Genomic DNA, 12,627 nt, shown 5'->3' with positions numbered 1-12,627 from the left:
ATTAAAATAACTCGACCTCACCCGCGACAGGCTGACAAGTAATATTCTTCTGATAACTCACTTCTCGCTCAATCACAGTATTATTATGTATTGAACGCAATTTTTTCATGCGTACTTTTCCGCTTAAAGGAAAATAGTAGACCTTTCTTGGGTAGATATTACCAACATCAGAAGCGACTAATTTAAGTCCTTCAGTTGCAATGTACTCTGTTATAAATCGAATATTTTTATCACCCACATCCGTCATCTGAGCCAGTACTTTACCTCCTCCAAAAATTTTGACTTCCAGGTTTTTTCGACTGCCACCGTGTTTTAAAATATCATTAATTAATTGCTCCATCGCGTGATTGCCATAACGTGTCGCCGCAGTCGCCCCTTGAGCAATCATCTCCTGATCACCTTCAGGCAACATAAAATGATTCATACCTCCCACACCAAATACAGGGTCACGAATACATGCTGAAATACAAGAGCCAAGCACAGTGACAATTACTTCATTTTCAACCGTCACATAATATTCACCTGGCAGTATTTTTGCTGCGAATGTACTGTGGCCTTTATCCCAATATTGATTAATATGCTCAAATTCTGGTAACGGCTCAGGGGGAAGCTTGCCATCAGGATGTCGCATTAACGAACCTTCCGATAAATTGTACTTCCAATCAGCTCAAAGCGATCTGTAATTTTATAGAGTGTTTCTGAGTGACCGATAAAAAGATGACCACCAGGTGCTAAAATATCTGCATAGCGATCAAAAAGAAGGCGTTGAGTCGGCTTATCGAAATAGATCACCACATTTCTACAAAAAATGATGTCAAATAACCCACGCATAGGCCACTTATTCATCAAGTTCAACTGGCGAAAGGTAATCATATCCTGAAGTTCAGAAGAGACTTTTACTTTATCTACACTGCTCTCCTTGCCTTTCAAAAACCAACGCTTTAAGCGTTCTTTGGAAATACCGTTAACACGGTCTTCGTTATAAATACCTTGGCATGCGGTGTCCAGAACATTAGTATCAAGATCCGTCGCTAATAGTTTTGCATCATATTCGGGGTGTGATACCAGTGCCTCTTTCAACGCCATTGAAATTGAATAAGGCTCTTCACCTGTCGAGCAACCCGATGACCAGATGCGCAACTGCTTTTGCCCTGCCTGATTTGAAAGCAGCTCAGGAAGCAGGGTCGATTTAAGGTATTCAAAGTGGTGATTTTCTCTGAAAAATGAAGTGAGATTGGTCGTTACAGCATTAACAAAGTGAGAAATTTCCTCACTATTTTCAGATTTAATCAGCGCACAATAATCCTTAAAGTCTTTCAATCCCAACTTGCGCAACCGCTTGGCCAGACGGCTATACACCATATCCTGTTTTGCATCCGAAAGTACGATGCCAGTATTGTGACTCACCAGTTCACGGATATCATTAAAGTCCCGTGTGGTAAAGTTAAATTCTCTGTCTTTACTCATTCATCTGATTCCGTAATTTGGTTCTATTTTTTAAAATTCTTCCCATTCGTCATCGTTACTATCAGCGGCAATTGCAACTTTTTTATTGGATGGTACAGCTTTTTGATGCAGGCTCGGTGTAAGAACAGGTGTTTGAGGTTCATGGTTACTTTCTGAGGATAAAGTAAAAAAGTCCATAATTTTAACTAACTCACGTGACTGCTCATCCATTGATTCACTGGCCGCCGCAGCCTCCTCCACAAGTGCTGCATTCTGTTGCGTGACCTCATCCATTTGAGTAATTGCTTTATTGACTTCTTCAATACCTGCAGATTGCTCTTGGCTCGCAGCGGCAATCTCAGCAACAATATCGCTGACCTGTTTTACTGACTTCACAATCTGTGCCAGTGTTTTCCCTGATTCATCAACTAACTGTGTACCACCTTCAACTTTTTCGACACTGTCTTTAATCAGTGATTTTATCTCTTTAGCTGCACCGGCACTGCGCTGCGCCAAGTTACGAACCTCTGTTGCAACAACAGCGAATCCACGACCTTGCTCACCTGCGCGCGCCGCTTCAACTGCGGCATTCAGTGCCAGCAGGTTGGTCTGAAAAGCAATTTCATCAATCACACCAATAATATCAGCAATTTTTTTGCTGCTACTATTAATCTCAAACATCGCTTCTACGGCTTTCGTAACAACACTACCACCTTTTTCTGCTTGATCACGCGCACCACTGGCTAACTGATTCGCCTGACGGGCATTGCTGGCATTTTGTTTAACCGTGCTGGTCAACTCTTCCATGCTTGATGCGGTCTGTTGCAGTGAAGAGGCTTGCTCTTCTGTGCGTTGGCTTAAATCAATATTGCCGTGTGAAATTTCTGAGGCAGCGGTATTAATCGTATCCGCAGCTTCTCGAATTTGCATGACCATGCCTTGCAAGGTTTCAACTGAACCATTAATTGCAACCCCTAATTTATCAAAGTCACCTTCAAAGCTGCCATCCACTGTCTGTGTCAGATCACCCGATGATAAAGCCTGCATCACTCGATTCGCTTCATTGACAGGTGCAACAACCGTATCCATCAATTGATTAATACCACTGCAAAGTTTTTCTATAAACCCATCATAATGGGCTGTATCAATACGATTATTCAAACGTCCAGCAACCGCATCGGCCACCAAATTTTCAATATTACTTAAAGCGTCCATCTGCTTGGTAATATCAGTGGCATACTTAACAACCTTATAAGGCGATCCTTTCTCATCAAGAATTGGGTTATATGTCGCTTGAATCCAGATTTTTTTACCATTGTTCCCTATGCGCTTGTAATCGCCCACATCATACTCACCACGATTCAACTTTTCCCAAAACTGCTTATATTCCTGACTATTCTTCTGGTCCTCATCAACAAACAGACGATGATGCTTGCCTTTAATTTCATCCAGAGTGTAACCAACTGTATTCAAAAAGTTATCATTCGCCGTCAAAATTGTACCGTCCATATTAAACTCAATCACGGCCTGAGACTTACTTATGGCTTCAATTTTACCGGTATAATCCAGAATTGTCTTTTCATGCTGGCGCTTTTCAGTTACATTTTCCCATTGCAACGAGTTGCCTTCAAAATTACCAGAATCATCGTACAAAGCATCCACAGAGAGATGAAATATAATATTGCCGACCTTAATATCTGCCTCATGCGGCATCATTCGAGGGTCCGCTAAAATACGGGCAACACGCTCTGGATCTTTATGAAATCCATCAATGCATGAACCTACAATATAATCTGCTTTAAAGTCAGGGTAATGCTGTTGCAATACATCTTCATATTCACTCAAAATTTTTATTGATGCTTTATTAGCATAGGTAATGACTCGATGACTATCCACCCGCATAAAAGCTGTTTTAGAGTTATTGAGCATCGCCATTAAAATAGTTTGCTCATCACTTTTAATTCTCTTTTCTTGTGTTTTTCCTTCCTTGGATTGACTGACGCTCACCATTTTACGCTTCTCCTTGCCTTGATTGTCCGTTGGGTTTAATGTTTTTTCATTACTCAGCAGTGGATCAACTCCTTGTTGAGACTTCTCTTCTTTAATCTTTTTTACTTTTCCAGGCTGTTTATTTTGGGGTTTTTTATTTTTAGATTTTTTATCGGGTTGTGACTCATTAAGACTCTTTTGGTCATCCGTATGATCTTCAGATTCTTCTTTCATCCATGCCAGTGGATCAAAGCCTAGTTTTGACTGTTTTTTATCGGCCATTTTTTTATACTCAAGCGCTCATTTTTTGATATAACTCATTAGCCACAGCATAATAGTCTTCCGCTCCGTGACTTTTTTTCCTGTACTCAAATATTGTTTTTCCAAAACTAGGGCTTTCTGCAAGTGCAACGGTTTCACGAACTTCCGTTGTTAAAACATGACCAGGAAAATAGGTATACAATTTTTCACGCACCTCTTTTGCCAAGCGTCGCCGTGCATGAAAGCGTGTCACCAAAAGCCAATGATGGAACTTATGTTTTAATGTCTTTTCAATATGTTGAAGAATACTCATAAAGCGCCCTAGAGCGTGCAGACCAAGATAGTCACTCGAAACTGGAATCAACAGAGACTGTGTCGCAAACAATACATTCATTCCCAATAGCCCTGCCGATGGTGGGCAGTCAATCAAGACTATTTCATCATCAAAAAATGAATTTTTTAATGCATCACGAAGTAATCCGCCTCGAGCAGCACCCCCTTCAGTCATCGTCTCTAATTCACCTAAGCGTTTTCCGGCAGGAACTAGGTAGAGATTTTCACGCATTTTAATCTGTACAGCAGAGAGTGACATGCCACCCATCATGAGCTCATCCATTCCACTATATTGACTATAATCCAAACCAAAACTTGCGCTTAAATGAGCCTGGGGATCAAGATCTAAAAGCGTCACTTTATGACCCATTAAACTCAAGGCATGACCCAAATTGAGTGATGTCGTTGTTTTGCCCACGCCCCCTTTTTGATTCATCACAGCAATAAGCTTCATGAATCAATTGACCTCAGTATCAATGGCATTCAATACACCCACATTGAGAAGCTCATCAATATTCAGCAAGATGACCATCTTATCCTCAACCGTCGCCAAGCCACGTAAGAACTCAGTACTGATCGTGCCACCAAAATCAGGTGCAGGTTTCAGGTCACTTCCCCTGATGCTATAGACATCCGAAACCGCATCCACGACAACTCCAACAATACGATCACATCCTTCACTTTCAACTTTAAGTACAATGACAACGGTCGTTGGACCATATTTTTTATTTCCTAATGCAAATTTTTCGCGTAAATCAATGATGGGAACAATGGTTCCACGCAGATTAATCACGCCTTTTATATATTCAGGTGTATTGGGGATGGTTGTTACTAAATCCCAGCCTTTTATCTCCTGAACACGTAGAATATCAATACCGTATTCCTCTCCGCCCAAAATGAATGTCAAATATTGACTGGTATCTTCATTATTAATAATATGATCAACTCCAACTTCCAATGTTTCTGCTGCTGTACTCATTCACCCACTCCTTGTCGCATCTCAAATATTTTATGCAACCGCTTTTGTTTGGCGCTTTCTTGCAAATTCGATCAAGCCGCCTACATCCAATATCAGTGACACAGTACCATCACCAAGAATGGTCGCCCCTGAAACGCCGTCAACACGTCGAAAATTTGTTTCCAGACCCTTAATAACAACTTGCTGTTGCCCTAGAAGGTCATCAATAAACAACCCAACCTTGCAACCATCACTTTCAACAACAGCCAATAAGCCATCAGTCAACTCAGTATGTTCTGGCTGAAGGTTGAAAATATCATGCAAACGAACAATCGGAATGTATTCATCACGCAACCGGTAAAGCTCTGTACCATTCGCAATAGTATTTATGAGTTCATAACTCACTTGGAAAGTCTCTTCAATTGATATCAGAGGAATAATATAGGTTTCATTACCCACACGAATAAGTTGCCCATCCAGTATCGCTAACGTTAATGGCAAACGTATCGTAAAAGTTGATCCTTTTCCTTCTTCAGAATCAACATCAATAGACCCACCTAAACCCTTGATATTTCTCTTTACAACATCCATTCCAACACCTCGACCGGAGACATCACTTAATGTTTCCGCCGTTGAGAATCCTGGATTAAAAATTAGCTCATGTATTTTTTCTTTTGTCAGTACTTCATTTTCATCAATTAACCCTTGGCTCTTCGCTTTGGATGAAATTCGCGCAGCATTTAGCCCTGCGCCATCATCACTAATTTCAATAACGATACTACCACCCTGATGATAGGCATTAAGGTGTAACACTCCAATCTCTGGCTTACCATTTTTCAAGCGAATTTCAGGTATTTCGATACCATGATCAAGCGAGTTACGCACAAGGTGAACTAAAGGGTCACCAATTTTTTCCATCACTGTTTTATCTAGCTCGGTTTGCTCGCCAGACATTTTTAACTCTACTTTTTTACCCAGTTTCTGAGTCAAATCATGAACCATTCGTGGAAAGCGGTTAAAAGCAAAGCTGATGGGAAGCATTCGAATACGCATCACACTCTCTTGAAGCTCACGTGTGTTACGTTCTAATTGCGCCAAACCATCGCGTAATTTATCCTGATTTCCTGAATCATCCTCATTTGTCTGACTAAGCATTGATTGAGTAATGACCAGTTCGCCCACAAGGTTCACCAACTCATCAACCTTATCAATACCCACTCGTATTGAGCTGGCTTCACTTAACGATGATTTTCGGCGCTCTGTTTTACCCTTTTGCTCAACTGGTTTATTTTCTGTCTGAGGTACTTTTTCTGTTTCACCGTTGCCTTTAACTGGCTTTTGGCTGTGCTGCTCTACCTCTGAAACAGGCTCAATACTTAAATCACAATCATCATCAACCCATTCAAATATTTCAGTAATTTGCTCATGCTTAACACTCCCTTTTAGAGTCAGTTCCCAAGAGAGATAACATTCATCAAAAGCGATATCACAAAATGCGGGTAATTTTGAATGGTCAGCCTTGACGATTAAATCACCTAAAAGTGCTAACTCATTAAACATGCGGAGCGGCTCATTACCTGTTCTGAGCATGTGAGGGTGCGGATGAAATTGAATCAGCCACTCAGTCTCTTTTATCTCCTCAACCTCTTTTTTTCTTGTTTCAGAGGCTGCAGCATGAGAACTTTCAGCGGGAGGTGTTGAGCCAACTTTTAGCATGTCATCAAGCTGTTGTTGTAGCGTGATCACATTTTCTTTATCAGGCTCGTTGTGTTCTCGCTGTGCTCCTAACAAATCACGTAAACAATCGACAGAACTCAACAGTAAATTAACCGCCTCCTGAGTCACTTCACGGCGGCCATCACGCATCTCATCAAGCAGTGTTTCCATTCGATGAGTAAATTCTGCGACATCAGTAAAACCAAACGTTGCACTGCCACCTTTTATAGAGTGTGCAGCTCTGAAAATGGTGTTGATGCTTTCAGAGTCAGCACTCCCCATATCAAGATCAAGCAGCTCTTTTTCCATCTCATCCAACCCTTCAAAGCTCTCCTCAAAGAAAGTTTGATGAAACTGTTCGAGATCAATAGACATTAGCCAGCTACCCGCTTAACCGTTGATAAAAGTTGATCTGGATTGAATGGTTTTACAATCCATCCCGTTGCTCCGGCAGATTTTCCTTCTTGTTTTTTAGATGTTCCTGATTCCGTCGTTAACATCAATATCGGTATAAATTTGTAATCAGGCAATTTTCTTAACTCTGCAATCAGTGCAATGCCATCCATGTTTGGCATATTGACATCAGTGATCACAATATTCGCTTTCATAGTTTTAGCTTTTGCAAGCGCATCCACACCATCCACTGCCTCTACGACATTGTAGCCTGCACTTTTCAGTGTAAAGCTCACCATCTGCCGCATTGATGCGGAATCATCTACTGCGAGTATTGTTGCCATCTTTTGATCACTCCTTTACAAAAATTCTGGTTAAATAGTTATACTGCTTCAAGCATTAACAAATGATCCATGTCCAGGCGACGTGCTGAATTGAGCAATACGGCACTGGGCTCTTGCCATCGCACTGTAATTTCATGAGAACCCGCTTCGTGTATAAATGCTCCAAGCAACTGAAGTGCTGCAGTATCAACTGACTCAACCTCATGTGCTTCAATCACAACGGCTGCCTCCCCCTCTATCAATATTTGTAATTGCTGATAGAGTGATTCAACACCTGCGATTGTTAAAGAAGCACCACACGACAGTATCTCTTCTGATGATTTGTTTTGATCTTTTTTCTTGCCTTTCCTTGACACAACATTTCCTCTTTGATTAATCATGACCAAAGCTATTCCATGCAACCGTTATCGGCTATCATCACCTGAACTTAAAAACATATTTTAATAACGCACCCATGATTGAACCTAAAAGCAAAACTCAGCTCAAGCGTGAAGCCGACCAGCTTCACGCACTCGGAAGAATACTCACAGAATTCAACAAGGAGGAGTTGGTTCGGTTCAATTTGCCAGACACACTGAATGATGCAATTATTGAAATGCAGAGTATTCGTCAAAGGGGGGCTCAAAAACGTCACTTGCAATACATTGGAAAATTAATGAGGCATATCGACCCAGAGCCCATAAAAAAGCTCATTGATACCATGCAAAAACGTGAAGCTGGAGATAAAGCCCAGCTTCATAAACTGGAACGATGGAGGGATCGTTTAATCAATGAAGGAAACGAAGCACTCAGTGAGTTGCTTGAAACTTACCCAGACAGTGATAGGCAATATATTCGCCAACTCACACGCAATGCAATAAAAGAGCAGCAGCAGGAAAAACCACCCGCAGCCGCTCGTAAACTATTTAAATATTTACGAGATGAAGTGCTTTAGGAAAGGTCATTAGGAGCTGACTTAAGTAATACATAAACGGCACCCACTCCGCCATCTTCTGGTCGCGCTGAACTGAATGCCAGCACATCATCCATCTGAGGCAGCCAATGATTGATTTTGTTTTTAAGAACAGGATACCGATTGTTACTGCTTTTCCCTTTGCCATGCACAACTCTGATACAACGAATATGCCGCTGTTTACACTCATACAATAGTTCAAGTAATGATTGTTTTGCTTCTTGCGCTGTCATTCCATGCAAGTCCAGCTCAGCACCCACATCCAACTGGCCGCGCTTTAATTTTCGCATCAAACGACGTTGTACACCTGGGCGGAAAAAGAACAACTCATCGCCAACCTCAATACTTTCAGATTCGAAAATATCAGAAATTGTATCGGAAATTTCTTTTGAATTGAGTTTTTGAGGATGAAAACCTGAGTTTCTAGAAGAGGAGATAAAGACCGAAGCTTTCTTTTCGTAATCAAGACGCTTCACACCAGCCATCTCTTTATGAAATAGATCCGAATTCGGGTCGCTGGAATTTTTTGATTTTGCCATAAGGCCGAACTGAGAAAAGTGGCTCCCCAGCGCGGACTCGAACCACGGACAAGGTGATTAACAGTCACCTGCTCTACCAACTGAGCTACTGGGGAATAATGCTTTTTGCGAAAGAGTGCGTATAATACTGAGGCACTGCAAACGAGTCAACAGATAAAGTAAAAAATATTCGCAACGATTAAATCTTGTTGACAAGGCTGACGACATATCGTTTTATATCAGCTTCAGGGAAGTTTTACACACATGGATCAACTAACAAGTATAGTGAAAACAATGTCATCTCAAAATAAAACAGTAGACCGCCGCGACCACTCTCGACACCTTATCAATGATATGGTCAGAGAACGAACAAAAATGTTGTCACTTTATAGTGACCTCGCGTCAATGCACCCATTTTCAAATATTGAAAAATCATCCAAATTACTTGAACTTTTTTGTCAGTCACTCATTGACTATACAGCCGACACACACTTTCGTTTATACAAATATATAGATGAAAAAAGTGAACGCCGCCAATCCATTCTGGATATTGCCAATCACTTTTACCCACGTATTGTTGCTATTACCCAGAATATATTAGCGTTTAATGATAAATATGAAGGTCAGGCTAATGACCTGACAACACTTGAGAAAGATTTATCAGATTTAGGCGTGCGGATGACTGATCGTATCGAAATGGAAGATCAAATTATTCAGGCAATGTTTTAACCCCAGAGTTATTCGATTTTCTAGGTTAAAACTAATAAGCATGACTGTAAAACATGCACAACTTTGGTACCTAAAACGCGACAATCAGATCAGTGGCCCATTTCCTGCGGGTCTGATTTCTCGGCATATTCTTCTTGGCCGTATTCATAAAAATGATAAACTCAGCTCAGATCGTAAAGAGTGGCTCCCAGCTCTTGATATTAAAATATTGCAACCGGAATCATTTCCGGATGATCAGCCAGAACGGATAGCGGCCACCCAGCGCTGGACTGATGAACGCATACAAAAAGATCGCCGAAAAAATGAAAACCCTGAAAAAAAATCAGCCTATGCAAATAGAGCAAAACAAGATAGGCGTATTGAAGAGACAAGCTCTGCTCTGGATTATCGAACACACTACCAAAGTAGATCCAAACTAATATTCCACTCAATTTCTATCCAGCGGGTTACAGTCATATCACTGCTTTTGGTCGCAGGACTCATTATGATGCAACTGTTTTACACCCCCTCCTCTCAGGATGTTGCAATGATAAATTGCAATGCGCCACCAGAGCCTGGTATTAACTGGAATTATTGCCAAAAATCGGGTGCAAACCTACAACACTCAGACCTTAGTAACAGTAATTTATCTAATATCAACCTCTCAAATGCCAATTTACAGGAGAGTCAGTTATCAAACAGTAACTTGAGTTATGCAACACTAAAATCAGCGAATCTTAGTGGTTCAATACTTCGTAATTCAAAGCTTATCGGAAGCCAGTTACACGGAGCAAACCTGAGAAACAGTGACCTTCAAGAGGCGGATCTTTCATACAGCAACCTGAAAAGTGCAATACTGACGGGTGCCAATCTAAATAAAGCCAATTTAAGCCATACCATCTGGATAGATGGTCACACTTGTCTTGCAGGCTCTATTGGCCAGTGTCTTATCAAAACGCCCTGAATATATAAAAACCCTCCAAATCTAGCATGAGCCGCCGATACCTATCATTACAACTCATTAAACTAATGATTTCAAATGTGATTTATGGATAGAAAAAATAAAAAAACAGGGAAAAATAAACGCTTCATTGGTCTACTTATTTTATTAATATTATCGTCATACAGCACGGCTTATGCTGAGCGCATCAAGGACCTGGCCAGTATTCATGGCGTTCGAAGCAATCAACTGGTGGGTTATGGTTTGGTGGTTGGGCTTGATGGGACGGGTGACCAAACCAGTCAGGTTCCTTTTACAGTACAGAGCCTGAAAAGTATGTTGACACAGTTTGGTATTACTCTGCCCCCGAACACAAATCCACAACCTAAAAATGTAGCCGCTGTCACAATTCATGCCGACCTCCCCCCTTTTGCCAAAACGGGTCAAAAAATAGATATTACCGTTTCTTCACTGGGTAATGCTAAAAGTTTACGCGGTGGCAGTTTACTCATGAGCCCACTTAAAGGTGCAAATGGCCAGGTTTATGCGCTCGCACAAGGTAACTTAATCGTAGGTGGCTTTGGTATTGCCGGTAATGATGGGTCAAAGGTCACCGTTAACGTCCCGAGTGTTGGGCGAATCCCCAATGGCGCAACCGTAGAAAAGTCTGCGCCTACAACTTTGGGCGATGAGGACTCAATAATGATTAATTTACACACGCCTGACTTCACCACAGCCAAGCGACTTGCTGACACAATTAATACCGCAATTGGAAACGGCATTGCACAACCTATAGATGGCACATCAATTAGAGTCAGCGCTCCCAGTGATCGCGGTCAACGTGTCAGCTATATATCCATGCTGGAAAACCTGACATTTGAACCTGGTGAAAAAGCAGCCAAAGTGATCATTAACTCAAGAACAGGTACTGTCGTGATCGGTCGGCATGTGCGTGTTTTATCCGCTGCGGTCAGCCATGGAAGTTTAACCGTTACGATTACTGAATCACCTCAAACCAGCCAGCCTGGCGCACCTTTTGGTGGAGGCACGACAGTCACAACCCCTGAATCTGATATCAATATAAACCAGGGTGACAACAAAATGTTCCTCTTTAACCCAGGCGTTTCCTTAAGTGAAATTGTGCGTGCTGTCAATCAGGTCGGCGCGGCTCCGGGAGATTTAGTCGCTATTTTAGAAGCATTAAAAGAAGCAGGCGCACTCAGAGCTGAATTGATTGTGATATAAATTCAAGTATACTCAGCAACGCCATAATCTGAGTATTTTAAAAATGAGTGTTGTAATTAAAACAGCGGAAGAGATTAAAAAAATGCGGGTTGCAGGTCGGCTTGCCGCAGAGGTTCTGGAAATGATCGCTCCCTACATAAAACCAGGAATTACGACCGATGAATTAAATACCATTTGTCATGATTACATGGTTAATGAGCAAAAATCGACCCCTGCCCCACTCAACTATTTAGGCTTTCCAAAGTCGATTTGTACATCAGTTAATCACCAAGTTTGTCACGGTATTCCAGGGAACAAAACTCTCAAAAATGGTGATATGATTAATATTGACATTACTGTGATTAAAAATGGTTATCATGGAGATACAAGCATGATGTTCTTTGTTGGAAAACCCTTAATCTTGGCTCAACGTTTATCTGATATAAGCCGTGAATGTCTGTATAAAGCAATTTCAATTGTAAAACCTGGCGTACAACTCGGTGACATCGGCCATATTATTCAACAACATGCAGAAAAGCATAACTTTTCAGTGGTTCAAGAGTATTGCGGCCATGGTATTGGTAAAAAATTCCATGAAGAACCACAGGTATTACATTACGGAAGACCCAAAACAAGCCTGACACTGGAAGCTGGGACAACATTTACCATTGAACCCATGATCAATGCAGGTAAACGGCATGTAAAAGTTTTGCCTGATCAATGGACTGTCGTGACTAAAGATCGCAGCCTTTCCGCGCAATGGGAGCACACTTTGCTCATAACAGACACAGGCTGTGAAGTACTGACTTTACGTGCTGGCGAAGAGTTGTAGTACCGAAAATCTT

At 41.4% G+C, this 12,627-nt stretch carries 14 protein-coding genes and 1 tRNA gene; 5 read left to right on the top strand and 10 right to left on the bottom strand.

Features of this window, described 5'->3' with window-relative positions:
- Window position 1: 1 nt before the first annotated feature.
- Genes cheD through L3J70_00260 form a run of 8 tightly spaced genes read right to left on the bottom strand, consistent with a single transcriptional unit; the run spans window position 2 to window position 7,820 of the window.
- Window positions 2–631, bottom strand: a complete 630-nt coding sequence (cheD, locus tag L3J70_00295) for a chemoreceptor glutamine deamidase CheD (protein MCF6234813.1) — start codon at window positions 629–631, stop codon at window positions 2–4.
- Complete coding sequence (locus tag L3J70_00290) at window positions 631–1,467, bottom strand: protein-glutamate O-methyltransferase CheR (GenBank protein ID MCF6234812.1); 837 nt, start codon at window positions 1,465–1,467, stop codon at window positions 631–633. The genes cheD and L3J70_00290 overlap by 1 nt, the downstream gene beginning before the upstream one ends.
- A gap of 30 nt (window positions 1,468–1,497) precedes the next feature.
- Entirely contained in the window at window positions 1,498–3,717 is a 2,220-nt protein-coding gene (locus L3J70_00285) for a methyl-accepting chemotaxis protein (protein ID MCF6234811.1), read from the bottom strand.
- A gap of 10 nt (window positions 3,718–3,727) precedes the next feature.
- A complete protein-coding gene (locus L3J70_00280; protein MCF6234810.1) occupies window positions 3,728–4,483 on the bottom strand; it encodes a ParA family protein in 756 nt (251 codons plus the stop codon).
- Window positions 4,484–4,486: 3 nt separating this feature from the next.
- Window positions 4,487–5,008 carry a chemotaxis protein CheW gene (locus tag L3J70_00275; GenBank protein ID MCF6234809.1) on the bottom strand — a complete coding sequence of 174 codons (522 nt, stop codon included), beginning with the start codon at window positions 5,006–5,008 and terminating at the stop codon, window positions 4,487–4,489.
- 30 nt (window positions 5,009–5,038) lie between these two features.
- Complete coding sequence (locus L3J70_00270) at window positions 5,039–7,078, bottom strand: chemotaxis protein CheA (GenBank protein ID MCF6234808.1); 2,040 nt, start codon at window positions 7,076–7,078, stop codon at window positions 5,039–5,041.
- Window positions 7,078–7,440 (bottom strand): response regulator, encoded by a 363-nt coding sequence (locus tag L3J70_00265; GenBank protein MCF6234807.1) that lies wholly within the window; start codon window positions 7,438–7,440, stop codon window positions 7,078–7,080. The genes L3J70_00270 and L3J70_00265 overlap by 1 nt, the downstream gene beginning before the upstream one ends.
- A 38-nt stretch (window positions 7,441–7,478) precedes the next feature.
- Window positions 7,479–7,820 (bottom strand): STAS domain-containing protein, encoded by a 342-nt coding sequence (locus L3J70_00260; GenBank protein MCF6234806.1) that lies wholly within the window; start codon window positions 7,818–7,820, stop codon window positions 7,479–7,481.
- 74 nt (window positions 7,821–7,894) lie between these two features.
- Between L3J70_00260 and L3J70_00255 the strand changes: the two genes are divergently transcribed.
- Window positions 7,895–8,374, top strand: a complete 480-nt coding sequence (locus L3J70_00255) for a DUF615 domain-containing protein (protein MCF6234805.1) — start codon at window positions 7,895–7,897, stop codon at window positions 8,372–8,374.
- Here L3J70_00255 and L3J70_00250 read toward each other — a convergent pair.
- On the bottom strand, window positions 8,371–8,931 hold the full coding sequence (locus tag L3J70_00250) for a Smr/MutS family protein (protein MCF6234804.1): 561 nt from the start codon (window positions 8,929–8,931) through the stop codon (window positions 8,371–8,373). The genes L3J70_00255 and L3J70_00250 overlap by 4 nt on opposite strands.
- Window positions 8,932–8,950: 19 nt before the next feature.
- Window positions 8,951–9,026 (bottom strand) — tRNA-Asn (locus L3J70_00245).
- Window positions 9,027–9,174: 148 nt separating this feature from the next.
- Between L3J70_00245 and L3J70_00240 the strand changes: the two genes are divergently transcribed.
- The 4 genes from L3J70_00240 to map all read left to right on the top strand — a co-directional run bounded on the left by L3J70_00240 (window position 9,175) and on the right by map (window position 12,614).
- Window positions 9,175–9,639, top strand: a complete 465-nt coding sequence (locus L3J70_00240) for an Rsd/AlgQ family anti-sigma factor (GenBank protein ID MCF6234803.1) — start codon at window positions 9,175–9,177, stop codon at window positions 9,637–9,639.
- Window positions 9,640–9,679: 40 nt separating this feature from the next.
- The gene (locus L3J70_00235) at window positions 9,680–10,582 is read left to right on the top strand and encodes a pentapeptide repeat-containing protein (protein ID MCF6234802.1); all 903 of its coding nucleotides are present in this window, start codon (window positions 9,680–9,682) and stop codon (window positions 10,580–10,582) included.
- A gap of 84 nt (window positions 10,583–10,666) precedes the next feature.
- Window positions 10,667–11,803: a flagellar basal body P-ring protein FlgI gene (locus L3J70_00230; GenBank protein ID MCF6234801.1), complete on the top strand. Its 1,137-nt coding sequence runs from the start codon at window positions 10,667–10,669 to the stop codon at window positions 11,801–11,803.
- 43 nt (window positions 11,804–11,846) lie between these two features.
- The gene (map, locus tag L3J70_00225) at window positions 11,847–12,614 is read left to right on the top strand and encodes a type I methionyl aminopeptidase (GenBank protein MCF6234800.1); all 768 of its coding nucleotides are present in this window, start codon (window positions 11,847–11,849) and stop codon (window positions 12,612–12,614) included.
- The last annotated feature ends 13 nt before the right edge of the window (window positions 12,615–12,627 follow it).

The organism is Gammaproteobacteria bacterium, from assembly GCA_021648145.1.
GTDB lineage: Bacteria > Pseudomonadota > Gammaproteobacteria > JAADGQ01 > JAADGQ01 > S141-38.
The sequence above is the reverse complement of the archived record's forward strand: the minus strand, read 5'-3'. Positions and strand labels throughout refer to the sequence as shown.

What these genes read in the sequence shown, in the direction of transcription:
- cheD (MCF6234813.1), bottom strand. Translation starts at nt 631, where the DNA reads ATGCGACATCCTGATGGCAAGCTTCCCCCTGAGCCGTTACCAGAATTT.
- L3J70_00290 (MCF6234812.1), bottom strand. Translation starts at nt 1,467, where the DNA reads ATGAGTAAAGACAGAGAATTTAACTTTACCACACGGGACTTTAATGAT.
- L3J70_00285 (MCF6234811.1), bottom strand. Translation starts at nt 3,717, where the DNA reads ATGGCCGATAAAAAACAGTCAAAACTAGGCTTTGATCCACTGGCATGG.
- L3J70_00280 (MCF6234810.1), bottom strand. Translation starts at nt 4,483, where the DNA reads ATGAAGCTTATTGCTGTGATGAATCAAAAAGGGGGCGTGGGCAAAACA.
- L3J70_00275 (MCF6234809.1), bottom strand. Translation starts at nt 5,008, where the DNA reads ATGAGTACAGCAGCAGAAACATTGGAAGTTGGAGTTGATCATATTATT.
- L3J70_00270 (MCF6234808.1), bottom strand. Translation starts at nt 7,078, where the DNA reads ATGTCTATTGATCTCGAACAGTTTCATCAAACTTTCTTTGAGGAGAGC.
- L3J70_00265 (MCF6234807.1), bottom strand. Translation starts at nt 7,440, where the DNA reads ATGGCAACAATACTCGCAGTAGATGATTCCGCATCAATGCGGCAGATG.
- L3J70_00260 (MCF6234806.1), bottom strand. Translation starts at nt 7,820, where the DNA reads ATGATTAATCAAAGAGGAAATGTTGTGTCAAGGAAAGGCAAGAAAAAA.
- L3J70_00255 (MCF6234805.1), top strand. Translation starts at nt 7,895, where the DNA reads ATGATTGAACCTAAAAGCAAAACTCAGCTCAAGCGTGAAGCCGACCAG.
- L3J70_00250 (MCF6234804.1), bottom strand. Translation starts at nt 8,931, where the DNA reads ATGGCAAAATCAAAAAATTCCAGCGACCCGAATTCGGATCTATTTCAT.
- L3J70_00240 (MCF6234803.1), top strand. Translation starts at nt 9,175, where the DNA reads ATGGATCAACTAACAAGTATAGTGAAAACAATGTCATCTCAAAATAAA.
- L3J70_00235 (MCF6234802.1), top strand. Translation starts at nt 9,680, where the DNA reads ATGACTGTAAAACATGCACAACTTTGGTACCTAAAACGCGACAATCAG.
- L3J70_00230 (MCF6234801.1), top strand. Translation starts at nt 10,667, where the DNA reads ATGGATAGAAAAAATAAAAAAACAGGGAAAAATAAACGCTTCATTGGT.
- map (MCF6234800.1), top strand. Translation starts at nt 11,847, where the DNA reads ATGAGTGTTGTAATTAAAACAGCGGAAGAGATTAAAAAAATGCGGGTT.